Raw genomic sequence first — 24,552 nt, 5'->3', positions numbered from 1 at the left:
GTATTTGCCGGAGAGTATGGCTCTCCGGCAGATTTATTTCTTTGGACGATATTTTTCTGGCAACTCCGGCACCGGACGCTTGTCATCGATGAGATGACGCACGGTTAAGATCGGATGACGCCACAGCATTCTCGGCCCAACCCAACGCATAATCTGTTTCATCTCTTCACGCTTTGCAGGCTGGTAACAGTGCACCGGACACTGCTTACAGGCTGGTTTCTCTTCGCCGAACACACATTTATCCAGCCGCTTTTGCGCGTAAGCAAACAACGCCTCGTAATGCTCCGGCTCTGCTGACGCCTGCGGGCATTTCGCTTGATAAAGATCGATCATTTTTTTAATCGTCAGTTTTTCACGAGAGATACGCTTGCCGGACATGCTGCCTCCATACTCTTAAGGTGCATTTATATTACAACTTAATTTTAAAGGGGACTATGTCTCTGAAGGAGGAGGTTTCTTCAACCGACGAATTTGGCGATCTTGTTTCATCGTCATCACGCAAAAGCTGCAAAGCAGCATTTTTCGCGGAACCGACATCAAGAACTCACCTTTCGCGTCTTCCCCTGAAATGATTAACTCCGGTATCATGTGCGCCTTATGTGATTACAACGAAAATAAAAACCATCACACTACATTTAACATCAGGGAGCCGGACTTAACCCCATGAGTACAATAGAAAATTTCGACGCCCATACGCCCATGATGCAGCAGTATCTCAAGCTGAAAGCCCAGCATCCCGAGATCCTGCTGTTTTACCGGATGGGCGACTTTTATGAACTGTTTTATGACGACGCAAAACGGGCATCGCAACTGCTGGATATTTCACTGACCAAACGCGGTGCTTCAGCGGGAGAGCCAATCCCGATGGCGGGGATTCCCTACCATGCGGTGGAAAACTACCTCGCCAAACTGGTGAATCAGGGCGAATCCGTCGCTATTTGTGAACAGATTGGCGATCCGGCGACCAGCAAAGGGCCGGTTGAGCGCAAAGTTGTCCGTATCGTTACGCCGGGCACCATCAGCGATGAAGCGCTGTTGCAGGAACGTCAGGACAACCTGCTGGCGGCTATCTGGCAGGACAGTAAAGGTTTCGGCTACGCAACGCTGGATATCAGTTCCGGTCGTTTTCGCCTGAGCGAACCGGCAGACCGCGAAACGATGGCGGCAGAACTGCAACGTACGAATCCAGCGGAATTACTGTATGCGGAAGATTTCGCCGAGATGTCGCTGATTGAAGGTCGCCGCGGCCTGCGTCGTCGCCCGCTGTGGGAGTTTGAAATCGACACCGCTCGCCAGCAATTGAACCTGCAATTTGGCACCCGAGATCTGGTCGGTTTTGGTGTGGAGAACGCACCACGCGGACTTTGTGCTGCCGGTTGTCTGTTGCAGTATGCGAAAGATACCCAACGCACGACCCTGCCGCATATTCGTTCTATCACTATGGAACGTCAGCAGGACAGCATCATTATGGATGCCGCGACGCGTCGTAACCTGGAAATTACTCAGAACCTGGCCGGCGGTGCGGAAAATACGCTGGCTTCAGTGCTCGACTGCACTGTAACGCCGATGGGCAGCCGTATGCTGAAACGCTGGCTGCATATGCCAGTGCGCGATACCCGCGTGTTGCTTGAGCGCCAGCAAACTATTGGCGCATTGCAGGATTTCACCGCTGAGCTACAGCCGGTACTGCGTCAGGTCGGCGACCTGGAACGTATTCTGGCGCGTCTGGCGTTGCGTACCGCTCGCCCGCGCGATCTGGCCCGTATGCGTCATGCCTTCCAGCAACTGCCGGAGTTGCGTGCGCAGTTAGAAAATGTCGATAGTGCACCGGTACAAGCGCTGCGTGAGAAGATGGGCGAGTTTGCCGAACTGCGCGACCTGCTGGAGCGAGCAATCATCGACACGCCGCCGGTGCTGGTACGCGATGGTGGTGTTATTGCGACTGGTTATAACGAAGAACTGGATGAATGGCGTGCGCTGGCCGACGGCGCGACCGATTATCTGGAACGTCTGGAAGTCCGCGAGCGTGAACGTACCGGCCTGGACACGTTAAAAGTTGGCTTTAATGCTGTGCACGGCTACTACATTCAAATCAGCCGTGGGCAAAGCCATCTGGCACCAATCAACTACATGCGCCGCCAGACGCTGAAAAACGCCGAGCGTTACATTATTCCGGAGCTGAAAGAGTACGAAGATAAAGTTCTCACCTCAAAAGGCAAAGCGCTGGCACTGGAAAAACAGCTTTATGAAGAGCTGTTCGACCTGTTGCTGCCGCATCTGGAAGCGTTGCAACAGAGCGCGAGCGCGCTGGCAGAACTTGATGTGCTGGTTAACCTGGCGGAGCGGGCCTATACCCTGAACTACACCTGCCCGACCTTTATTGATAAACCTGGCATTCGTATTACCGAAGGTCGCCATCCAGTGGTTGAACAGGTACTGAACGAACCGTTTATCGCTAACCCGCTAAACCTGTCGCCACAGCGCCGCATGTTGATCATCACCGGTCCGAACATGGGGGGTAAAAGTACCTATATGCGCCAGACCGCGTTGATTGCGCTGATGGCGTATATCGGCAGTTACGTCCCGGCGCAAAAGGTCGAGATTGGGCCGATCGATCGCATCTTTACCCGCGTAGGTGCCGCGGATGATCTGGCTTCCGGACGTTCAACCTTTATGGTGGAGATGACCGAAACCGCTAATATTCTGCATAACGCCACCGAATACAGTCTGGTGTTGATGGACGAGATTGGGCGCGGAACGTCCACTTACGATGGCCTGTCGCTGGCATGGGCGTGTGCGGAAAATCTGGCAAATAAGATCAAAGCGTTGACGCTGTTTGCTACCCACTATTTCGAGCTGACCCAGTTACCGGAGAAAATGGAAGGCGTCGCCAACGTGCATCTCGATGCACTGGAGCACGGCGACACCATTGCCTTTATGCATAGCGTGCAGGATGGCGCAGCGAGCAAAAGCTACGGCCTGGCGGTTGCAGCTCTGGCGGGTGTGCCAAAAGAGGTTATTAAGCGCGCACGGCAAAAACTGCGTGAGCTGGAAAGCATTTCGCCGAACGCCGCTGCTACGCAAGTGGATGGTACACAAATGTCTTTGCTGTCCGTACCGGAAGAAACTTCGCCTGCGGTCGAGGCATTGGAAAACCTCGACCCGGATTCACTGACTCCGCGTCAGGCGCTGGAATGGATTTATCGCTTGAAGAGTCTGGTGTAATAATAATTCCCGATAGTCTTTTGCTATCGGGAATATTAACAACAACTGACGAATCAAATAAAAATACCCTGTATAATAGGAAAGCTTATTTTACAGGGTAAAACCATGCCATCTACACGCTACCAAAAAATCAACGCCCATCACTATCGCCATATATGGACCGTTGGTGATATTCATGGTGACTATCAATTATTACAATCCCGCTTACATCAACTCTCTTTTTGCCCTGAAACCGACTTACTTATTTCGGTAGGCGATAACATCGATCGTGGGCCCGAGAGTCTTAACGTGCTGCGCCTGTTAAACCAGCCCTGGTTTATCTCCGTCAAAGGCAACCACGAAGCGATGGCGCTTGATGCATTCGAAACTGGCGATGGAAATATGTGGCTTGCCAGCGGTGGTGACTGGTTTTTCGATTTAAATGATTCAGAGCAACAAGAGGCAATAGATCTGTTGCTGAAATTCCATCACCTTCCACATATTATTGAAATCACTAACGACACCATAAAATATGTCATCGCACATGCAGATTATCCGGGGAAGGAGTATCAGTTTGGCAAAGAAATAGCGGAGAACGAATTACTCTGGCCTGTTGATCGTGTGCAGAAATCACTTAATAGCGAATTACAAAAAATAAACGGTGCCGACTTCTTTATATTTGGTCATATGATGTTTGATAACATTCAGACGTTCGCTAACCAGATTTATATAGATACCGGATCGCCGAAAAGCGGGCGGCTGTCATTTTATAAAATAAAGTAGTCTCATGCTTCTTCTGTGAAGCATGAGTAACCCGGCGTTATTGCAGGTCATTATTCATTTTTCGCTACCAGCAAAGAGAGATCCAGCTTCGCCAGCGCGCGGCTGGCACTCTCCGGCAGACCGTCGTCAGTAATGATCTGATCAAACTCGCTTAATGGTAACGCCAGCCATGTCGCCACCTGTCCATATTTCGTCGCATCACAGACCAAAACTCGCTGGCGGCTGGCACTGGCAATCGCCCTTTTCACCGTGACTTTATCTTCTGCTGGCGTAGAGATCCCCCGCACACTCCATGACGATGCAGAAATAAAAGCCTGATCAATCATCAGGCTACGCAGCATGGTCGCAGCGGCTTCCCCAACACAGGAACGGTTTTCCCGACACACTGCGCCGCCAGTGTGAATAATTGTGCAATTACTGTTGTCGAGCAAGTAGTCCGCAATAACGAAGTCGTTAGTAACCACTGTGAGTGGCTCCATGTGAATCAGATGCTGTGCAATCGCTAACGTGGTCGTTCCTGCATCCAGATAGATACAACGTCCCGGCTGAACAAGACTTGCCGCCAGCTTGCCAATAGCCGCTTTTTGCGTCATTGCCAGCGCAGTTTTTACCTGATGAGAAGGTTCATGCGCCACGCGTCCCGGAGACTGGACGCCTCCGGACACCAGCACAACGGCTCCCTGCTGCTCCAGTTTTTGTAAATCCCGACGAATGGTCATATGTGACACATTCATTCTGTCCGTTAGTTCAGCAATACTGACAATGCCTTTTTCAGCTACCATCTCAAGGATGATTTGGCGACGCTCTACGGGTATCAACTTTTGCTCCTTCCTTTGTCCTGCGGACATTCTACGCTATTTGCCTGCGAAACGTGCGCGGCGCAACTAACGCTTAGTTCACATAAAATAACACGCAATGTTAACTTTTGTGAATCAGCTCACCATATCGTTATCTTTCCGCGCTTATATTCACAACATCAAACAAAATATCACTTAAATTAACAAGGAGAGCAGATGAAAACGGGATCGGAGTTTCATGTCGGTATCGTTGGCTTAGGGTCAATGGGAATGGGAGCAGCACTGTCATGTGTCCGCGCAGGTCTTTCTACCTGGGGCGCAGACCTGAACAGCAATGCCTGCGCTACGTTGAAAGAGGCTGGTGCTTGCGGAGTTTCTGATAACGCCGCGACGTTTGCCGAAAAACTGGACGCTCTGCTGGTGCTGGTGGTCAATGCGACCCAGGTTAAACAGGTGCTGTTTGGTGAAAAAGGCGTTGCACAACATCTGAAACCCGGTACGGCAGTAATGGTTTCTTCCACTATCGCCAGTGCTGATGCGCAAGAAATTGCTACCGCTCTGGCTGGATTCGGTCTGGAAATGCTGGATGCGCCGGTTTCTGGTGGTGCGGTAAAAGCCGCTAACGGTGAAATGACTGTCATGGCCTCCGGTAGCGATATTGCCTTTGAACGACTGGCACCCGTGCTGGAAGCCGTTGCCGGAAAAGTTTATCGCATCGGTGCAGAACCGGGACTGGGTTCGACCGTAAAAATTATCCACCAGTTGTTAGCGGGCGTACATATTGCTGCCGGAGCCGAAGCGATGGCGCTTGCAGCCCGTGCGGGGATCCCGCTGGATGTGATGTATGACGTCGTGACCAATGCCGCCGGAAATTCATGGATGTTCGAAAACCGGATGCGTCATGTGGTGGATGGCGATTACACCCCGCATTCAGCCGTCGATATTTTTGTTAAGGATCTTGGTCTGGTTGCCGATACCGCCAAAGCCCTGCACTTCCCGCTGCCGTTGGCCTCAACAGCATTGAATATGTTCACCAGCGCCAGTAACGCGGGTTACGGGAAAGAAGACGATAGCGCAGTTATCAAGATTTTCTCAGGCATCACTCTACCGGGAGCGAAATCATGATCAAGATTGGCGTTATCGCCGATGATTTTACCGGCGCGACGGATATCGCCAGTTTTCTGGTGGAAAACGGTCTACCAACGGTACAAATTAACGGTGTTCCAACAGGTAAAATGCCGGAAGCAATCGACGCTCTGGTGATCAGCCTGAAAACGCGCTCCTGTCCGGTGGTTGAAGCCACACAGCAATCGCTGGCGGCTCTGAGCTGGTTGCAACAGCAAGGTTGCAAACAGATCTATTTCAAATACTGCTCTACTTTCGACAGTACGGCGAAAGGGAATATCGGTCCGGTTACCGATGCATTAATGGATGCTCTCGACACACCGTTTACGGTCTTCTCTCCGGCCCTGCCAGTCAACGGACGTACGGTTTATCAGGGGTATTTGTTCGTAATGAATCAACTGCTGGCCGAATCCGGGATGCGCCATCACCCGGTAAATCCCATGACCGACAGCTATCTTCCCCGTCTGGTTGAATCGCAATCCACAGGGCGCTGCGGCGTCGTTTCAGCACATGTTTTCGAACAAGGTGTGAAAGCCGTTCGTCAGGAGCTGGCTCGCTTACAGCAAGAGGGCTATCGCTACGCGGTGCTTGATGCGCTGACCGAACACCATCTGGAAATTCAGGGGAAAGCCTTGCGCGATGCCCCACTGGTAACGGGCGGTTCTGGTCTGGCGATTGGCCTGGCCCGGCAGTGGGCGCAAGAAAACGGTAACCAGGCTCGCGAAGCAGGGCGTCCGCTCGCTGGGCGCGGCGTAGTGCTCTCCGGTTCATGCTCTCAAATGACCAACCGCCAGGTGGCACATTACCGTCAAATTGCACCAGCCCGTGAGGTTGATGTGGCACGCTGCCTCTCAACCGAAACTCTGGCCGCTTATGCACACGAGCTGGCAGAGTGGGTTCTGGGCCAGGAAAGTGTACTTGCTCCACTGGTTTTTGCCACCGCCAGCACTGACGCATTGGCAGCAATTCAACAGCAATACGGTGCACAAAAAGCCAGTCAGGCAGTGGAAACACTGTTTTCTCAACTAGCGGCGCGGTTAGCAGCGGAAGGCGTGACACGCTTTATTGTCGCAGGCGGTGAGACCTCCGGCGTAGTCACACAGAGCCTGGGCATAAAAGGTTTTCATATTGGCCCAACCATTTCCCCCGGCGTGCCGTGGGTAAACGCACTGGATAAGCCTGTCTCACTCGCCCTTAAATCTGGCAACTTCGGTGATGAAGCCTTTTTTTCACGAGCCCAAAGAGAGTTTTTATCATGAGCGATTTCGCAAAAGTAGAGCAGTCTTTGCGAGAGGAGATGACGCGGATTGCCAGTTCATTCTTTCAGCGCGGATATGCAACCGGTTCGGCTGGCAATCTGTCGCTGCTTTTACCTGACGGGAATTTACTGGCGACACCGACAGGTTCATGCCTGGGCAATCTCGATCCGCAGCGGCTTTCCAAAGTCACCGCGGATGGCGAATGGTTAAGTGGTGACAAACCCTCGAAAGAGGTGCTCTTTCATCTGGCGCTGTATCGCAACAATCCGCGCTGTAAAGCGGTAGTGCATTTGCACAGTACGTGGTCGACGGCGCTTTCCTGCCAGGAAGGGCTGGACAGCAATAACGTTATTCGGCCGTTCACACCATACGTGGTGATGCGGATGGGTAATGTCCCGCTGGTGCCCTATTACCGACCGGGCGATAAACGCATCGCACAGGATCTGGCGGAACTGGCAGCAGACAATCAGGCTTTTTTACTGGCAAATCATGGCCCAGTGGTTTGCGGTGAAAGCCTGCAAGAAGCCGCCAACAATATGGAAGAGCTGGAGGAAACGGCAAAGCTGATTTTTATTCTCGGTGACCGCCCGATCCGTTATCTGACCGCAGGTGAAATTGCGGAATTAAGGAGTTAATGCAATGCCTCGTTTTGCAGCTAATTTATCCATGATGTTCACCGAAGTGCCTTTTATTGAACGCTTCGCCGCAGCGCGAAAAGCCGGGTTCGATGCTGTGGAATTTCTGTTTCCCTATGACTACTCCCCCCTGCAAATCCAAAAGCAACTGGAGCAAAACCATCTGACGCTGGCGCTGTTCAATACCGCTCCCGGAGATATTAATGCGGGAGAATGGGGATTATCCGCCCTTCCCGGACGTGAGCACGAAGCACGCGCAGACATCGACCTGGCACTGGAATATGCATTGGCGCTCAATTGTGAACAAGTCCATGTGATGGCAGGCGTCGTGCCCGCTGGCGAAGATGCTGAACGGTACCGGGCAGTATTTATTGATAATCTCCGCTACGCTGCCGACCGCTTTGCGCCACACGGCAAGCGAATATTGGTTGAAGCACTCAGCCCCGGCGTTAAGCCTCATTATCTCTTCTCCAGCCAGTATCAGGCACTGGCTATTGTTGAAGAGGTTGCGCGAGATAACGTTTTTATTCAACTAGATACTTTCCATGCGCAAAAAGTAGATGGCAACCTGACACATTTAATCCGCGACTACGCCGGGAAATATGCGCACGTACAAATTGCCGGACTACCTGATCGACATGAACCGGACGATGGAGAAATCAACTATCCGTGGCTGTTCCGCCTGTTCGATGAAGTGGGATATCAGGGCTGGATCGGTTGTGAATACAAACCTCGTGGCCTCACCGAAGAAGGGCTTGGCTGGTTTGACGCCTGGCGCTAATTCGCTCAATCCCTAATTACAACGTACCCATACATCCCCCCATCTACGGATGGGGTAGGTTAACTATAACTTTCAGACAGGGTTTCCCATGTCCACAATTACATTGTTATGCATTGCGTTAGCTGGCGTAATCATGCTGTTGCTACTGGTCATCAAGGCAAAGGTACAACCATTCGTTGCTCTGCTCCTCGTCAGCCTGTTAGTCGCACTTGCGGCGGGTATACCGGCGGGCGAAGTGGGTAAAGTGATGATCGCCGGGATGGGCGGTGTGCTTGGTTCCGTCACTATTATTATTGGTCTGGGCGCTATGCTGGGGCGTATGATCGAACACTCTGGTGGTGCAGAGTCACTGGCTAATTATTTCAGTCGCAAGTTAGGTGACAAACGAACTATCGCTGCGCTGACTCTGGCAGCGTTCTTCCTCGGTATTCCCGTCTTCTTTGATGTCGGCTTTATTATTCTTGCGCCAATCATTTACGGTTTTGCCAAGGTTGCCAAAATATCACCACTCAAATTTGGCCTGCCTGTCGCTGGGATCATGCTCACTGTTCACGTGGCGGTACCGCCGCATCCAGGCCCTGTCGCCGCAGCGGGGTTACTCCACGCAGACATCGGCTGGCTAACCATCATCGGTATTGCGATTTCTATTCCCGTAGGGGTTGTTGGCTACTTTGCAGCGAAAATAATCAATAAGCGCCAATATGCGATGTCGGTCGAGGTACTGGAACAGATGCAACTGGCTCCGGCCAGTGAGGAAGGCGCGACAAAATTAAGCGATAAAATAAATCCACCGGGCGTCGCGCTGGTCACCTCGCTAATTGTTATTCCTATCGCGATTATCATGGCGGGTACGGTTTCTGCAACACTGATGCCGCCTTCGCATCCCCTGCTTGGTACGCTACAGTTGATCGGCTCACCAATGGTAGCTCTAATGATTGCGCTGGTGCTGGCATTCTGGTTATTGGCTTTACGTCGCGGCTGGAGCTTACAACACACCAGCGACATTATGGGCTCTGCCCTTCCCACTGCGGCGGTAGTGATTTTGGTTACTGGTGCTGGAGGGGTATTTGGCAAAGTGCTGGTGGAATCGGGCGTCGGTAAAGCCCTTGCCAACATGTTACAAATGATTGACCTGCCTCTGTTACCAGCCGCATTTATTATTTCACTGGCGCTGCGTGCATCGCAGGGGTCAGCAACCGTAGCAATCCTGACAACCAGCGGGTTACTCTCAGAAGCGGTGATGGGATTAAATCCGATTCAGTGCGTATTGGTGACGCTGGCAGCCTGCTTTGGTGGGCTTGGCGCGTCACATATTAATGACTCAGGGTTCTGGATTGTGACCAAATATCTGGGGTTGTCGGTAGCAGACGGTCTGAAAACCTGGACAGTGTTAACGACCATTCTCGGTTTTACCGGATTCTTAATTACCTGGTGCGTATGGCTCGTCATCTAATAATCCAGATAAGATATGATGTATCGTTTAAGTGCCTGATAAGGGTGTAATGTATGCCAATATTAACCTCGGTAATATCTCGCTACCGAGGTTAATTTTCACTTTGCAATATAATTACAGTCTCTTGCAAGTTGATTTTATCTTAGTAATAAGAACCGACCAATCTTATTGCCATTTCGATATTAGCAGGCATAGATGCGTCGTAGCCATACATATGGCCATATTTCGGACGTAATACTTCAGTTACTTTCTTAATAATTGCTTCGCGCTGGGCTCGCGCAAAATCAGCATGATTATTTGCCGTTTTATTCATAAATTTACCAAAACTTTCTTCTTTTCTGACTTTAATTGTCGTATCCCGAAGATCATTAAGAAACTGGCGTTGAAATTTAAAATCATCGTGTGAACCAATATTACCATGCCCGCCAATAAAATATTTCCAGTCAAGCATTTCAACCTGACGCAAATTACTGTCATGGTAAACCAACGTATCCGATACGGCGAAGCCCATCATCGGCAGTTGGTCAGGATTCAGGAGATCCGGGCTGTGAGCTACTTTTTCCTGTTTTAGCAACCATACAGAATGGTCGTCGGTATGTCCTGCTTTAACAAATCGGTGTAATTCAATGGTCTGCTTTTCAAATTTAAACTGGTCATCTTTTTTACTTAAAACCTGAGTGGCGACGGGTAAGCGACTGTTCATAAATTGCATTTTTTCAGCAGTGGCTTTACTGGCAATAATACGCAGATTCACGCCTTCTTTCTTCGCCTCATCGTTCCAAAATGGACTATCGCCAATGTGATCCACATGGTAATGAGAATAAACCAGCGCTGTTACGGGTAATGGAGTCACATCACGAATTGCCTGTAATAAATATTTACCGCGACCCTCCGGAGCATCAAACAGCAAAACCCCTTTGTCTCCGACATAAAACGTAGTGGAATAAAAATAGCGTTGAACATAATAAGTTCTCTCGCCAATTTTTTGTAAAATATAAGGCTGAGACATATTTCTTTCAAAAAGGTTATTGAGTTTATCGCTTGGCGATATTATTTTTTCCGCTGAAGGTTCAACATAACTTGCATTAACCGTAGACGAATTTGCAGTCGAAATTTCCGTTTGAGCAAAAACACTACCAGATATAAGAGAAGAGGCTAGAATTGTATATATTTTAATACCTTGCATACGTAGTCCTTTATTAATGTGTTGTTGATTTATAGCATCTCTGAACAGACTGTTATTTTAGATATTACTACGTTACGAGATTCATTTTTCTTCGAATATTATGTTTATCTCATTCAAAAAATATGTTCATCATTTGATGGTTTAAATAATATCTGCAAGGCATAATACTCTACATCTTTAAAACCTGCCTCAAAAAATCATTCATTAGTAAAAAGGATATTTATATGCAAAACATAGCTGTGGTTTATTATTCAGGATATGGTCACACTAAACTGGTTGCTGAAAAAGTGGCACAAGGCGCCCATGCAGATTTAATTTCGATTGATAACGAAGGAAATATCACTGAGCAGGAGTGGGAAAAACTGGACGCAGCCGATGCCATTATCTTCGGTGCTCCCACCTATATGGGCGGTGCGCCATGGCAATTCAAGAAATTTGCTGATGCCAGTTCCAAAGCGTGGTTTACACGTAAATGGCAGGATAAAGTCTTCGGGGGTTTCACCAACAGCGCCAGCCTGAATGGCGATAAACAAGTTACGCTGATCTATCTGCAAACGCTGGCTTCACAGCATGGCGGTCTGTGGGTGAGTTTAGGTCAGGCTCCTGCCAATGTGCTTGCGTCAACCAGGGAAGATGTAAACAATCTGGGCGGTTCAGTCGGTTTGCTGGTGCAATCTCCAGCCGATGCGGGTGCAGACCAAATCCCTACGGGCGATCTGGATACAGCCGTGAAATATGGTGAACGCGTAGCGACAATTACTGCGCGCTTAAAATGATGATTGCCGAATGTGACGCTGACGCGTCTATCCGGTCTTCTACATCTAAAAAGTGCCGTCTCCTGGTCAGTCAGATAAAGTTTTAACGCTGTACCCGATAACAGTTCAACATGTACCATGTACCAAAAGAAAAAAAGCCAGCCTCGCTTGAGACTGGCCTTTCTGACAGATGCTTACTTCTTCGCGGAACAGCGCTTCGATATTCAGCCCCTGCGTTTGCAGGATTTCGCGCAAACGGCGCAGGCCTTCAACCTGAATCTGGCGAACACGTTCACGGGTGAGGCCAATTTCACGACCTACATCTTCCAGTGTTGCCGCTTCGTACCCCAGCAAACCGAATCGACGTGCCAGTACTTCACGCTGTTTGGCGTTCAGCTCGAACAGCCATTTGACGATGCTCTGCTTCATATCGTCATCTTGCGTGGTATCTTCCGGACCATTCTCTTTTTCATCGGCCAGGATGTCCAGCAACGCTTTTTCGGAATCACCACCCAGCGGGGTGTCTACCGAGGTAATGCGCTCGTTAAGACGAAGCATACGGCTGACGTCATCAACTGGCTTATCCAGTTGCTCTGCGATCTCTTCCGCACTTGGTTCGTGGTCCAGCTTATGGGACAACTCACGTGCGGTTCGCAGGTAAACGTTCAGCTCCTTTACGATGTGAATCGGCAAACGAATAGTACGGGTTTGGTTCATAATCGCCCGTTCGATCGTCTGGCGAATCCACCAGGTTGCGTATGTTGAGAAGCGGAAACCACGTTCCGGGTCAAACTTCTCTACCGCGCGGATCAGCCCCAGGTTGCCCTCTTCGATCAGGTCCAGCAACGCCAGACCACGATTGCCATAACGGCGGGCAATTTTTACCACCAGACGCAAGTTACTCTCGATCATCCGGCGGCGAGAGGCGACATCTCCACGCAGTGCGCGACGCGCAAAATAAACTTCTTCTTCGGCCGTTAACAGTGGTGAATAACCAATCTCACCAAGGTAAAGCTGAGTCGCGTCCAGCACACGCTGTGTGGCTCCCTGCGATAACAGTTCCTCTTCGGCCAAATCGTTATCACTGGGTTCCTCTTCTACTAAGGCCTTTTCGTCAAAAACCTCAACTCCGTTCTCATCAAATTCCGCATCTTCATTTAAATCATGAACTTTCAGCGTATTCTGACTCATAAGGTGGCTCCTACCCGTGATCCCTTGACGGAACATTCAAGCAAAAGCCTGGTTCCGCCGATTTATCGCTGCGGCAAATAACGCAGCGGGTTTACGGATTTCCCCTTGTAACGAATTTCAAAATGCAAGCGTGTTGAACTGGTTCCGGTGCTACCCATGGTTGCTATTTTTTGCCCCGCCTTCACTTCTTGTTGTTCCCGGACCAGCATTGTGTCGTTATGGGCGTAGGCACTCAGGTAATCATCATTATGTTTGATGATAATCAGATTACCGTAGCCGCGCAGCGCGTTACCGGCATAAACAACGCGGCCATCTGCGGTCGCGATAATTGCCTGTCCTTTGCTGCCTGCGATATCAATCCCCTTGTTGCCCCCCTCAGAAGCGCCAAAGGTTTCGATCACTTTGCCCTCAGTCGGCCAGCGCCAGGTGGAGATAGGCGTACTGGTTGATGTACTGCTGACAGTCGGCTCGGTTGTGCTTGCTGTTGGTACCGTTACAGGCGCTGTGACCGTGGTCGCAGTTGGCTTGTTGTTCGGCAACATTTTGTTAGCACTCTGTTCACCCGAAGACTCAGAATACGTAATTGTCGGTTGCGACGCAACAGCAACGGTGGAATTTTGTGCAGGCTTGATCACAACTCCTTGCTCTGCTGCGTCGGCCTGGGTAATGGCATTTCCGCCTGTGATTGGCGTACCGGAAGCATTACCCACCTGTAAGGTCTGACCGACGTTCAGCGCGTATGGTGCCTGAATATTGTTGCGCTGAGCAAGGTCACGGAAATCGTTGCCAGTAATCCAGGCGATATAGAAAAGCGTGTCGCCTTTTTTCACGGTGTATGTACTGCCGCTATAACTGCCTTTCGGAATGTTCCCATACTGACGGTTGTAGACGATTCGTCCGTTTTCCATCTGTACCGGCTGCTGAGCTACTGGCTGCACTGGCTGGATTTGCGGTTGTTGAGTAGCCTGAATTTGTGGCTGCTGTACCGGCTGAATTTGCGGTTGCTGTGCTGTAGACGTCGTTCCCATTTTCGGCGGCGGCGTAATCAACATACCAGAATTGGTATTTGCAGGCGCATTGCCATTAACGGAGCTGACCGGTGCCGGTGGATTTGAAGTGTCAGAACAGCCTGCCAGCCATAGCGAAACCAGTGACAATGCCGCAATGCGGCGAACGGTGAATTTTGGGCTTCCCGCGCTCATTTATCCCCCAGGAAAAATTGGTTAATAACCAGTGACATAATTACCGTGCAAGGCACCATACTGAACACTGGAAAAGATGTTCACGATACGCTGACTTGCGGCAAAATAACCAGGAAAAATCCAGGTATTTCCTCACGTTTTAAGCCAGCTCACCCTTCACTAAAGGGACAAAGCGCACGGCCTCCACGGTATCGATAATAAATTCGCCTCCCCGACGACGCACCCGTTTCAAATACTGGTGCTCCTCCCCTACGGGTAAGACGAGAATCCCGCCTTCGTCCAGCTGCGTCATTAGCGCAGTTGGAATTTCAGGCGGTGCCGCCGTAACAATGATAGCGTCAAACGGCGCGCGTGCCTGCCAACCTTGCCATCCATCGCCATGACGGGTTGAAACATTATGTAAATCAAGATTTTTCAGGCGGCGACGCGCCTGCCACTGCAAGCCTTTAATCCGTTCAACCGAGCAAACATGTTGGACAAGATGCGCCAGGATTGCAGTTTGATATCCCGAACCAGTGCCAATTTCCAGCACCCGCGACTGCGGCGTCAGCTCGAGTAATTCGGTCATTCGCGCCACCATATACGGCTGCGAAATTGTCTGCCCCTGACCTATCGGCAAGGCGATATTGTCCCAGGCTTTTTGTTCAAACGCTTCATCAACGAATTTTTCACGCGGCACGGCGGCAAGTGCATTCAGCACCAGCTCATCCTGAATACCTTGCGCACGTAATTGATCCAGAAGTGCTTGTACGCGTCTGCTTACCATTGCGTGCCAACTCCCACGCTGTTTAACCAGTCTGAAACCACATCTTGCGCGCTATGCGCAGTTAAATCCACATGCAGCGGCGTGATGGAAACATAGCCCTCATCTACCGCAGCAAAATCGGTCCCCGGACCGGCATCACATTTACCGCCCGGCGGGCCAATCCAGTACAGCGTATTGCCGCGCGGATCTTGCTGCGGGATCACCTGATCTGCCGGATGTCGTGTACCGCAGCGCGTCACGCGAATACCTTTGATTTGATCCAAGGGTAAATCCGGAACGTTAATATTAAGAATACGCCCGGTGCGCAGCGGTTCTTTACACAGTGCGCGCAAAATTGAACAGGTTACCGCCGCGGCAGTGTCGTAATGTTTATGCCCGTCAAGCGAGACGGCAAGCGCCGGAAAACCTAAATGGCGGCCTTCCATCGCGGCGGCTACCGTACCGGAATAAATAACATCATCCCCCAGATTCGGCCCGGCGTTAATTCCGGACACAACAATGTCCGGGCGCGGGCGCATCAGAGCATTTACGCCAAGATAGACGCAATCGGTCGGGGTTCCCATTTGCACAGCAATATCACCATTTTCAAAGGTAAACGTACGCAGGGAGGATTCCAGTGTCAGAGAATTAGAAGCGCCGCTGCGGTTACGATCGGGGGCGACCACCTGAACGTCAGCAAACTCACGCAAGGCTTTCGCCAGCGTTTGTATACCGGGTGCATGTACCCCGTCATCATTACTCAGCAATATGCGCATAATCACCTGTTGTGTTGATAAGTTCCCTGACAACGCTGGTTGCAAAACTTCCCGCCGGAAGCCAGAAATGGATTTCTACGGTGACGTCATCCCACCAGTTCCAGCTTAATTGTTGCGGATACAGCAGCATCGCTCTGCGCGCGGCTTCAACTTTTTCGCGCACCAGTAAGGTTTGTAATTCAGTTTCTTCGGCGACAGCTGCTTGTTCGAATGCCAGCGCTTCACGCTGAGTTCCCCATTCGCCACTGCCCGGCAATGCGGCGGTTATCATCAGCTCTTTATCGTTGACGCGACGCTGTAATTCCGCCAGTTCTTCGGTGGTTGCGACAAACCAGCTACCACGTCCGGCTAATTGTAGCGCATCGCCGTCAACAACTTGATTAACGTCTGCTTTTTTGAGGCGCTCAGCAACAATCTGATTAAACAACGCACTGCGGGCTGCCGACAACCAAAAACTCCGTTTATTGCGATCGCGCACCGGAGTATTGGTTTGCGCCCAGCGCAGCGCACCCTGCAAGTTGCTACCGCCAATCCCAAAACGTTGGGCACCGAAGTAGTTCGGTACACCTTTTACGCAAATGTCGATCAGACGTTGTTCAACGTCATCGCGATTGCTCACTTCGCGTAGTACCAGGGTAAAGGCGTTACCTTTCAGCGCCCCTAAACGCAGCTTGCGCTTGTGCCGCGCATACTCCAGCACCTGGCAGCCTTCCAGTTGAAAGGCGCTCAGATCGGGCATCTCTTTGCCCGGCACGCGAGCGCATAACCACTGTTCCGTAACAGCATGTTTATCTTTTTGCCCAGCGAAGCTGACTTCACGGGCATGAATTTTCAGGAATTTCGCCAGTGCATCCGCCACAAAACGGGTATTGCAGCCGTTTTTGAGGATTCTAACCAGAATATGCTCACCTTCACCATCAGGCTCAAAGCCCAAATCTTCCACCACCACAAAGTCTTCCGGATTGGCTTTCAGCAGCCCGGTGCCTTGCGGTTTACCGTGGAGGTAAGTGAGATTATCAAACTCAATCATTTTGTTGCCTTAATGAGTAGCGCCACCGCTTCACAGGCAATCCCTTCCCCACGTCCGGTAAATCCCAGTTTTTCCGTAGTAGTGGCTTTCACGTTAACATCATCCATATGGCAGCCGAGATCTTCGGCAATAAACACGCGCATTTGTGGGATATGCGGCAGCATCCTCGGTGCCTGAGCGATGATAGTGACATCGACGTTGCCGAGGGCATAACCTTTCGCCTGAATACGACGCCAGGCTTCGCGCAACAGCTCGCGGCTGTCGGCACCTTTAAATGTCGGATCGGTATCCGGGAACAGCTTGCCTATATCTCCCAGCGCCGCCGCGCCAAGCAATGCATCGGTCAACGCATGGAGCGCCACGTCGCCATCAGAATGCGCCAGCAGCCCTTTTTCGTAAGGAATGCGTACGCCACCAATGATAATTGGGCCTTCACCGCCAAAGGCGTGTACGTCAAAACCGTGTCCAATTCGCATTATGTATTCTCCTGATGGATGGTTCGGGTGAGGTAAAATTCGGCCAGCGCCAAATCCTCCGGGCGCGTTACCTTGATGTTATCCGCGCGGCCTTCAACAAGTTGCGGATGAAAACCGCAATATTCCAGCGCCGAGGCTTCGTCGGTAATGGTAGCGCCTTCATTTAGAGCGCGCGTCAGGCAGTCATGTAACAGCTCACGAGGGAAAAATTGCGGCGTCAGCGCGTGCCATAAGCCGTTGCGATCAACGGTATGAGCAATGGCATTTTTGCCCGGTTCGGCACGTTTCATCGTATCGCGCACCGGCGCAGCGAGGATCCCTCCCGTGCGGCTGGTTTCGCTCAACGCCAACAATCGCGCGAGGTCATCCTGATGCAGACAAGGACGAGCGGCGTCATGCACCAATACCCACTGCGCGTCGCCAGCGGCTTTCAGACCTGCCAGCACGGAATCGGCACGCTCTTCACCACCATCAACAACCGTGATTCGTGGATGATTCGCCAGAGGAAGTTGTGCAAAGCGGCTATCGCCAGGACTTATGGCAATGACGACACGTTTCACCCTGGGATGCGCCAGCAGCGCATGCACCGAGTGTTCAAGAATGGTTTGATTACCGATTGAGAGATATTGCTTAGGACATTCCGTTTGCATTCGGCGGCCAAATCCGGCCGCCGGAACCACGGCGCAAACATCCAAATGAGTGGTTGCCATGTTAATTCCCGGGCTGATTTATCGATTATTTTGCCCCGCAGACTGTGCGCGCTTTGACGCGTCAGGCACCAGACGATAAAACGTTTCGCCCGGCCTGGTCATGCTGAGTTCATTACGCGCACGCTCTTCGAGCGCCTCCTGGCCGCCATTGAGATCGTCAATTTCGGCAAAAAGCTGATCGTTTCGCGCTTTAAGTTTCGCGTTTGTAGCTTGCTGTGCCGCCACATCATTATTGACGCGAGTATAGTCATGTATACCGTTCTTACCGAACCACAGCGAATACTGTAGCCAGACCAGAATAGCCAGCAACAGCAGCGTTAGTTTACCCATCCTGCCCCCTGAAAAACGGCATCTTCATCCCATGCATCCGAAGACGACTCTACATCCTCTGTTGGGGATACCGCGACAACGCGGGCAAATGTACCACATTTGTCCATTGTTACGTATACCCAGGGCGTGCAGAACATAATCTCATTATTAGTTACGGATTGAATTATGAACAGAATAGAGAGGAAAGAACAATTAACCCAGTAGCCACATAAACAGCGCACCAAACATAATGCCAACCGTCGCCAGAGTGAAAACAATACTGTAGCGTAGCTTTCCGTCCATCAATGAATGCAGTGCAATCCCCACCACTACAGCGACGGGCATCAGCGCCAGAAAGAAAGGCCAGGTGTAGATAAAAAAGAGCAGCGTGTTAGAGCCATAAATCAACATCGGAATTGCCAACGCGCACAGCCACGATAAAAAACCAACCACAGCGCCAGGCAGCGACCATGTGGTGTCTTCAACCTCAGTAAGGCTGTCGTTATTTGTTAATGTAATGTTGTGGCTGTTACGCATATCTGATCCTGTTACTTTGACGAACCGGGCATGAAAACCCGGTGGTGTCTCAGGATCTGATAATATCGTTCTGTCTCAACAGATCTAATAATTGCTGTACCAAATTTGTTACTAATTGTTCACCATTGAGATGAATTTCTGCCGATTCAGGCGCTTCGTAAACGGAATCTATTCCCGTAAAGTTGCGCAGTTCACCGGCACGCGCTTTCTTATATAAACCTTTTGGATCGCGGGCTTCGCAAATCGCCAGCGGCGTATCGACAAACACTTCGATAAAGCGCCCTTCTCCTACGCGTTCGCGAACCATCTGGCGTTCGGCGCGGTGTGGCGAGATAAATGCGGTCAGCACCACCAGTCCGGCTTCAACCATCAAATTCGCCACTTCACCGACGCGACGGATATTCTCTTTACGGTCGGCATCGCTAAAACCGAGATCGCTGCATAATCCGTGGCGAACGTTGTCGCCATCCAGCAGATACGTACTGACGCCAAGTTTATGTAACGCCTCCTCCAGCGCCCCCGCGACGGTTGATTTACCGGAACCAGAGAGGCCGGTAAACCACAGCACAACACCACGATGACCGTGGTGCTGTTCGCGTTGTTGCGGAGTTACTGGGTGGCTATGCCAGACGACGTTTTCGTCATGCAGAGCCATTATTTATCTCCCAGTAAATCGCGCGCACCCCAATGCGGGAAATGGCGGCGAACCAGGGCATTCAATTCCAGTTCGAATGCACTGAATTCAGATGGCGCAGCAGTTGCCTGGCTAACTGGTTCGTGCACCATACCGGCACCTACGGTCACATTACTCAGGCGATCGATAAAAATCAGCCCACCGGTAACCGGGTTTTGCTGATAACGATCTAACACCAGTGGCTCGTCAAAGGTGAGATCTACCAGGCCGATGCCGTTCAGCGGCAGGTTTTCAACTTCGCGTTGGGTAAGGTTATTGATATCAACCTGATAATGAATGCCATCAACACGAGCACGCGTCTTCTTACCGGCAATTTTGATGTCGTAACTCTGGCCCGGGGAAAGCGGCTGTTCCGCCATCCATACCACATCCACCGACGCGCTCTGCACAGCCGGTAACGCTTCGTCTGCCGCCAGCAGCAGATCGCCACGGCTGATGTCGATCTCATCCGTCAGCACCAGGGTGATCGCTTCTCCGGCAAAGGCTTCTTCGCGATCGCCATCAAAGGTCACGATCCGCGCGACGTTTGATTCCACACCAGAGGGCAGCACTTTGACACGTTGCCCGACTTCCACACGACCGGATGCCAGCGTTCCGGCGTAGCCACGAAAATCGAGATTCGGACGGTTAACGTACTGCACCGGGAAGCGCATTGGCTGAGCATCCACCACTCGCTGGATCTCCACGGTTTCCAGCACTTCTAGCAGTGTCGGACCGCTGTACCACGGCATACTTTCACTTTGCGAAGCCACGTTGTCGCCTTCCAGTGCGGAGAGCGGCACAAAGCGGATATCCAGATTACCCGGCAGCTGCCCGGCAAAAGTCAGATAATCTTCACGAATACGGGTGAACGTCTCTTCACTGTAATCCACCAGATCCATTTTGTTGATCGCCACGACCAGATGTTTGATCCCCAACAGTGTGGAGATAAAACTGTGACGACGGGTTTGATCGAGCACGCCTTTACGGGCATCGATCAGTAAGATCGCCAGTTCACATGTCGATGCGCCAGTCGCCATATTGCGGGTGTACTGCTCGTGCCCTGGGGTGTCGGCGATAATAAATTTACGCTTCTCGGTAGAGAAATAGCGGTAGGCCACATCAATAGTGATGCCCTGTTCGCGCTCAGCTTGCAGGCCGTCCACCAGCAGTGCCAGATCCAGCTTTTCGCCCTGGGTGCCGTGACGCTTACTGTCGTTATGCAGCGATGAGAGCTGATCTTCGTAGATTTGGCGGGTATCGTGCAGCAGGCGACCAATCAGGGTACTTTTGCCGTCATCGACGCTACCACAGGTCAGAAAACGCAGCAGGCTTTTATGTTGTTGCGCAATCATCCAGGCTTCGACGCCGCCTTCATTGGCGATTTGTTGTGCAAGTGCGGTGTTCATCTTAAAAATACCCCTGACGTTTTTTCAGCTCCATAGACCCCGCCTGGTCGCGGTCAATTACGCGGCCCTGACGTTCACTGGTGGTGGAAACCAGCATCTCTTCGATGATCTCCGGCAGTGTTTGCGCATTTGACTCCACCGCGCCGGTCAGCGGCCAACAGCCCAGTGTGCGGAAACGCACCATCCGTTTTTTAATCACTTCGCCCGATTGCAGGTTGATACGGTTGTCATCAATCATCATCAGCATACCGTCGCGTTCCAGAACCGGACGTTCCGCAGCGAGATACAGCGGAACAATGTCGATATTTTCCAGCCAGATGTATTGCCAGATATCCTGCTCGGTCCAGTTTGAGAGCGGGAAGACGCGGATGCTTTCGCCTTTGTTAATTTGCCCGTTGTAGTTGTGCCACAGCTCCGGGCGCTGATTTTTCGGATCCCAGCGATGGAAGCGGTCACGGAAAGAGTAGATTCGCTCTTTAGCGCGGGATTTCTCTTCGTCACGGCGCGCACCACCGAAGGCGGCATCAAAACCGTATTTGTTCAGCGCCTGTTTCAGGCCTTCAGTTTTCATAATATCGGTATGTTTCGCGCTGCCGTGTACGAATGGATTAATCCCCATCGCCACGCCTTCCGGGTTTTTATGCACCAGCAGCTCGCAGCCGTAGGCTTTCGCCGTACGATCGCGGAACTCATACATCTCGCGGAATTTCCAGCCGGTATCGACATGCAGCAACGGGAAAGGCAGCGTACCTGGATAAAACGCCTTGCGCGCCAGATGCAGCATGACGCTGGAATCTTTACCGATAGAGTAGAGCATCACCGGATTTGAGAATTCTGCAGCCACCTCGCGAATAATGTGGATGCTTTCCGCCTCCAGTTGCCGCAGGTGGGTAAGTCGTTTTTGATCCATAACCGTTCCTTTGCAATACCGCTATTTTCTTGCCATCAGATGTTTCGACTATAGGGAGCGTAAGAGAACGAATGAAATTACCAATTAGAATGAGTAGTTCCTTAACGGAATAACGATTTGGCAAAGCTAATATCAAAAAGTGCTTAAGGCACCGGATTTCGGGCGTTTAGGAAGATTTGAAATTGTTTTAGCGCAGCAGCAGTTTCATACTATGGCGGTAAAAAAATTTGCATGGTATTTAAGGACTCACTATGTTTTCCGCATTGCGCCACCGTACCGCTGCCCTGGCGCTCGGCGTATGCTTTATTCTCCCCGTACACGCCTCGTCACCTAAACCTGGCGATTTTGCTAATACCCAGGCACGACATATTGCTACTTTCTTTCCGGGACGCATGACCGGAACTCCTGCAGAAATGTTATCTGCCGATTATATTCGCCAACAGTTTCAGCAAATGGGTTATCGCAGTGATGTTCGGACATTTAATAGTCGGTATATTTATACCGCCCGCGATAATCGCAAGAGCTGGCATAACGTGACGGGAAGTACGGTGATTGCCGCTCATGAAGGCAAAGCGCCGCAGCAGATCATCATTATGGCGCATCTGGATACTTACGCCCCGCTGAGCGATGCTGACGCCGATGCCAATCTCGGCGGGCTAACGTTACAAGGAATGGATGATAACGCCGCAGGTTTAGGTGTCATGCTGGAACTGGCTGAACACCTGAAAAATACGCCTACCGAGTATGGTATTCGATTTGTGGCGACCAGCGGCGAAGAGGAAGGAAAATTAGGCGCTGAGAATTTACTCAAGCGGATGAGTGACACCGAAAAGAAAAATACGCTGCTGGTGATTAATCTCGATAACTTAATTGTTGGCGATAAGCTGTATTTCAACAGTGGCGTAAACACACCTGAAGCAGTAAGGAAATTAACGCGCGACCGGGCGCTGGCAATTGCCCGCAGCCATGGAATTGCCGCCACCACAAATCCAGGTTTGAATAAAAACTATCCGAAAGGCACCGGGTGTTGTAATGACGCAGAAATATTCGACAAAGCCGGTATTGCTGTACTTTCGGTGGAAGCGACTAACTGGAATCTTGGCAATAAGGATGGTTATCAGCAACGCGCAAAAACAGCCGCATTCCCTGCGGGAAATAGCTGGCATGACGTAAGACTGGATAATCAACAGCATATTGATAAGGCACTTCCTGGAAGAATAGAACGTCGCTGCCGTGATGTTATGCGGATAATGCTACCGTTGGTGAAGGAGCTGGCGAAGGCATCTTAATGGGTTTGAAATGATTACTCCCTTGCCTGCAGGAAATCAATGCCACCAGAAACAGAGTATAAAAAAGGGTGCAGGAGACCAAACCATCACAATTCAGTACGCGGGGTTTTACCCCGCGTGGTGGCTACTTCTTCGATTCGTAAGCGAGAACTGCCTTAAACTCCATACCACGTTCTCTGATACTCAACTCACACAACGAGTCGCCTACCATCAACGTGAATCCCAGTACTGTACAACACAGTACGATGATTGCCACAAGGGCATATTTTGTCAGCATGTCTTGCCTCCCTGCAAAGAAGAGACTAACATCCGAATTGCTTAGGTTCGAACGTAGGCCTCAGGTTGATAGAAATATCGCCTGGGGCTTTTGTCCATCTGGAACCTCGCGAATGCTTAACGCCAGACAGCCTCAAGCACCCAATGCCATTCTATACCTGTTAATTCTCCCTGCGACGTTCTCGTTTAAATGCCGGAATGCTGCTCGCAAAATAAAAACGCCCCCATCATTTCTGACAGAGGCGTTTAATTTATCCGGCAATATTTACCCTTCGTGTAATCCACATTCCCTTTTTAAGCCAAAGAAACGCGTTTCTTCTTCCGCCATGCCGGGTTCCCATTTACGGGTTGTATGGGTATCGCCCACCGATAAATATCCTTCATCCCATAATGGGTGATATTTCAGGCCATGTTTTTGCAGGTACTGATAAATAGTTCGGTTATCCCAGTCGATAATCGGCAGCACTTTAAATACGCCACGCTGAATTGCCAGCACCGGTAAATTGGCGCGGCTGCCGGATTGTTCACGGCGCAGGCCAGCAAACCAGGTTTGCACATTCAGTTCTTTCAGCGCCCGGTTCATCGGTTCGACTTTGTTGATGTCATTGTACTTTTCAATGCCTTCAACGCCCTGCTCCCACAGTTTGCCGTAGCGTGCTTCCTGCCAGGCGGCGCTTTCGGTAGCACGGTACACTTTCAGGTTGAGCTTGAGTTTATCCGTTAACTCGTCAATAAAGCGGTAGGTTTCCGGGAACAGATAGCCGGTATCGGTGAGGATCACTGGAATATCCGGGCGAATCTGATTCACCAGATGCAGACTCACCGCCGCCTGAATGCCAAAGCTGGAAGAAAGTACATATTCACCGGGCAGATTATCCAGCGCCCAGGCTACGCGGCCTTCAGCGTCCAGTTTTTCCAGTTGGGCGTTAGTTTCCGCCAGCGCCAGAATCCGGTCTACCTTTGGCAGTTCGTTCAGGGCGTTTAGATCGAGTTTGGACATAAGTTCCTCACTGTTTGCCTTGCCTGATGCAACGCTTACAC

At 51.0% G+C, this 24,552-nt stretch carries 25 protein-coding genes and 1 pseudogene; 9 read left to right on the top strand and 17 right to left on the bottom strand.

The window, feature by feature from the left end; genetic code table 11:
- Nucleotides 1-33: 33 nt before the first annotated feature.
- Nucleotides 34-378 carry a nitrous oxide-stimulated promoter family protein gene (gene ygbA / locus EAS44_RS06315; protein ID WP_000015486.1) on the bottom strand — a complete coding sequence of 115 codons (345 nt, stop codon included), beginning with the start codon at nucleotides 376-378 and terminating at the stop codon, nucleotides 34-36.
- A gap of 285 nt (nucleotides 379-663) precedes the next feature.
- On the opposite strand from ygbA, the gene mutS reads away from it, so the two are divergent.
- Nucleotides 664-3,225, top strand: coding sequence for a DNA mismatch repair protein MutS (mutS, locus tag EAS44_RS06310; RefSeq protein WP_000103864.1), 2,562 nt, complete (start codon nucleotides 664-666; stop codon nucleotides 3,223-3,225).
- A 105-nt stretch (nucleotides 3,226-3,330) separates the two neighbouring features.
- A complete protein-coding gene (pphB, locus tag EAS44_RS06305) occupies nucleotides 3,331-3,987 on the top strand; it encodes a protein-serine/threonine phosphatase (RefSeq protein ID WP_001141302.1) in 657 nt (218 codons plus the stop codon).
- Nucleotides 3,988-4,037: 50 nt separating this feature from the next.
- Here the strand turns inward: pphB and ygbI are convergent, their stop codons facing one another.
- Entirely contained in the window at nucleotides 4,038-4,805 is a 768-nt protein-coding gene (gene ygbI, locus EAS44_RS06300; protein WP_001296319.1) for a DNA-binding transcriptional repressor YgbI, read from the bottom strand.
- A 195-nt stretch (nucleotides 4,806-5,000) separates the two neighbouring features.
- On the opposite strand from ygbI, the gene ltnD reads away from it, so the two are divergent.
- From ltnD to ygbN, 5 genes are all read left to right on the top strand, one after another.
- Complete coding sequence (ltnD, locus tag EAS44_RS06295) at nucleotides 5,001-5,909, top strand: L-threonate dehydrogenase (RefSeq protein WP_000847997.1); 909 nt, start codon at nucleotides 5,001-5,003, stop codon at nucleotides 5,907-5,909.
- Entirely contained in the window at nucleotides 5,906-7,168 is a 1,263-nt protein-coding gene (gene otnK, locus EAS44_RS06290) for a 3-oxo-tetronate kinase (RefSeq protein ID WP_000590420.1), read from the top strand. Before ltnD ends, otnK begins: the two co-directional genes overlap by 4 nt.
- Nucleotides 7,165-7,803, top strand: a complete 639-nt coding sequence (gene ygbL / locus EAS44_RS06285) for an aldolase (RefSeq protein ID WP_001279003.1) — start codon at nucleotides 7,165-7,167, stop codon at nucleotides 7,801-7,803. The genes otnK and ygbL overlap by 4 nt, the downstream gene beginning before the upstream one ends.
- A 4-nt stretch (nucleotides 7,804-7,807) precedes the next feature.
- The gene (gene ygbM, locus EAS44_RS06280) at nucleotides 7,808-8,584 is read left to right on the top strand and encodes an HPr family phosphocarrier protein (protein ID WP_001136908.1); all 777 of its coding nucleotides are present in this window, start codon (nucleotides 7,808-7,810) and stop codon (nucleotides 8,582-8,584) included.
- An 88-nt stretch (nucleotides 8,585-8,672) separates the two neighbouring features.
- Nucleotides 8,673-10,037 carry a GntP family transporter gene (gene ygbN, locus EAS44_RS06275; protein WP_000104443.1) on the top strand — a complete coding sequence of 455 codons (1,365 nt, stop codon included), beginning with the start codon at nucleotides 8,673-8,675 and terminating at the stop codon, nucleotides 10,035-10,037.
- A gap of 142 nt (nucleotides 10,038-10,179) precedes the next feature.
- Here ygbN and EAS44_RS06270 read toward each other — a convergent pair whose 3' ends face one another.
- Entirely contained in the window at nucleotides 10,180-11,223 is a 1,044-nt protein-coding gene (locus tag EAS44_RS06270; protein WP_001161578.1) for an MBL fold metallo-hydrolase, read from the bottom strand.
- Nucleotides 11,224-11,447: 224 nt separating this feature from the next.
- Between EAS44_RS06270 and EAS44_RS06265 the strand changes: the two genes are divergently transcribed.
- A complete protein-coding gene (locus tag EAS44_RS06265) occupies nucleotides 11,448-11,999 on the top strand; it encodes a flavodoxin family protein (RefSeq protein WP_001179442.1) in 552 nt (183 codons plus the stop codon).
- Nucleotides 12,000-12,179: 180 nt separating this feature from the next.
- On the opposite strand, the pseudogene rpoS reads toward EAS44_RS06265, so the two are convergent.
- The 12 genes and pseudogenes from rpoS to cysD form a co-directional block, all read right to left on the bottom strand.
- Nucleotides 12,180-13,169, bottom strand: a pseudogene (rpoS, locus tag EAS44_RS06260) (RNA polymerase sigma factor RpoS); the annotation flags it as partial.
- Between the two features lie 62 nt (nucleotides 13,170-13,231).
- Nucleotides 13,232-14,326 carry a murein hydrolase activator NlpD gene (nlpD, locus tag EAS44_RS06255; protein WP_306174120.1) on the bottom strand — a complete coding sequence of 365 codons (1,095 nt, stop codon included), beginning with the start codon at nucleotides 14,324-14,326 and terminating at the stop codon, nucleotides 13,232-13,234.
- 184 nt (nucleotides 14,327-14,510) lie between these two features.
- Nucleotides 14,511-15,137: a protein-L-isoaspartate O-methyltransferase gene (gene pcm / locus EAS44_RS06250; protein WP_000254701.1), complete on the bottom strand. Its 627-nt coding sequence runs from the start codon at nucleotides 15,135-15,137 to the stop codon at nucleotides 14,511-14,513.
- Nucleotides 15,131-15,892, bottom strand: a complete 762-nt coding sequence (gene surE, locus EAS44_RS06245) for a 5'/3'-nucleotidase SurE (protein ID WP_001295182.1) — start codon at nucleotides 15,890-15,892, stop codon at nucleotides 15,131-15,133. Before surE ends, pcm begins: the two co-directional genes overlap by 7 nt.
- Nucleotides 15,873-16,922, bottom strand: coding sequence for a tRNA pseudouridine(13) synthase TruD (truD, locus tag EAS44_RS06240; protein ID WP_000568928.1), 1,050 nt, complete (start codon nucleotides 16,920-16,922; stop codon nucleotides 15,873-15,875). The genes surE and truD overlap by 20 nt, the downstream gene beginning before the upstream one ends.
- Nucleotides 16,919-17,398 (bottom strand): 2-C-methyl-D-erythritol 2,4-cyclodiphosphate synthase, encoded by a 480-nt coding sequence (gene ispF, locus EAS44_RS06235; RefSeq protein ID WP_001219247.1) that lies wholly within the window; start codon nucleotides 17,396-17,398, stop codon nucleotides 16,919-16,921. The genes truD and ispF overlap by 4 nt, the downstream gene beginning before the upstream one ends.
- Nucleotides 17,398-18,108 carry a 2-C-methyl-D-erythritol 4-phosphate cytidylyltransferase gene (gene ispD, locus EAS44_RS06230; RefSeq protein ID WP_000246149.1) on the bottom strand — a complete coding sequence of 237 codons (711 nt, stop codon included), beginning with the start codon at nucleotides 18,106-18,108 and terminating at the stop codon, nucleotides 17,398-17,400. The genes ispF and ispD overlap by 1 nt, the downstream gene beginning before the upstream one ends.
- Before the next feature lie 18 nt (nucleotides 18,109-18,126).
- Nucleotides 18,127-18,438, bottom strand: coding sequence for a cell division protein FtsB (gene ftsB / locus EAS44_RS06225; protein ID WP_000517479.1), 312 nt, complete (start codon nucleotides 18,436-18,438; stop codon nucleotides 18,127-18,129).
- Nucleotides 18,439-18,630: 192 nt separating this feature from the next.
- On the bottom strand, nucleotides 18,631-18,954 hold the full coding sequence (gene ygbE / locus EAS44_RS06220) for a DUF3561 family protein (RefSeq protein ID WP_001246113.1): 324 nt from the start codon (nucleotides 18,952-18,954) through the stop codon (nucleotides 18,631-18,633).
- A 49-nt stretch (nucleotides 18,955-19,003) separates the two neighbouring features.
- The gene (gene cysC, locus EAS44_RS06215; RefSeq protein ID WP_001173653.1) at nucleotides 19,004-19,609 is read right to left on the bottom strand and encodes an adenylyl-sulfate kinase; all 606 of its coding nucleotides are present in this window, start codon (nucleotides 19,607-19,609) and stop codon (nucleotides 19,004-19,006) included.
- On the bottom strand, nucleotides 19,609-21,036 hold the full coding sequence (gene cysN, locus EAS44_RS06210) for a sulfate adenylyltransferase subunit CysN (RefSeq protein WP_001090357.1): 1,428 nt from the start codon (nucleotides 21,034-21,036) through the stop codon (nucleotides 19,609-19,611). Before cysN ends, cysC begins: the two co-directional genes overlap by 1 nt.
- A 1-nt stretch (nucleotide 21,037) precedes the next feature.
- Nucleotides 21,038-21,946, bottom strand: coding sequence for a sulfate adenylyltransferase subunit CysD (gene cysD / locus EAS44_RS06205; RefSeq protein WP_000372397.1), 909 nt, complete (start codon nucleotides 21,944-21,946; stop codon nucleotides 21,038-21,040).
- Nucleotides 21,947-22,197: 251 nt separating this feature from the next.
- On the opposite strand from cysD, the gene iap reads away from it, so the two are divergent.
- Nucleotides 22,198-23,235 carry an alkaline phosphatase isozyme conversion aminopeptidase gene (gene iap / locus EAS44_RS06200; protein ID WP_000490443.1) on the top strand — a complete coding sequence of 346 codons (1,038 nt, stop codon included), beginning with the start codon at nucleotides 22,198-22,200 and terminating at the stop codon, nucleotides 23,233-23,235.
- A 124-nt stretch (nucleotides 23,236-23,359) separates the two neighbouring features.
- On the opposite strand, the gene EAS44_RS06195 is transcribed toward iap, so the two are convergent.
- A complete protein-coding gene (locus EAS44_RS06195; protein ID WP_000956458.1) occupies nucleotides 23,360-23,512 on the bottom strand; it encodes a Hok/Gef family protein in 153 nt (50 codons plus the stop codon).
- Nucleotides 23,513-23,776: 264 nt separating this feature from the next.
- Nucleotides 23,777-24,511 carry a phosphoadenosine phosphosulfate reductase gene (gene cysH, locus EAS44_RS06185; RefSeq protein WP_000039865.1) on the bottom strand — a complete coding sequence of 245 codons (735 nt, stop codon included), beginning with the start codon at nucleotides 24,509-24,511 and terminating at the stop codon, nucleotides 23,777-23,779.
- Nucleotides 24,512-24,552 lie beyond the last annotated feature (41 nt).

It is taken from the genome of Escherichia coli DSM 30083 = JCM 1649 = ATCC 11775 (genome assembly GCF_003697165.2).
GTDB lineage: Bacteria > Pseudomonadota > Gammaproteobacteria > Enterobacterales > Enterobacteriaceae > Escherichia > Escherichia coli.
Note: the sequence above shows the minus strand (reverse complement) of the source record. Positions and strands in the feature narration are given on the sequence as shown.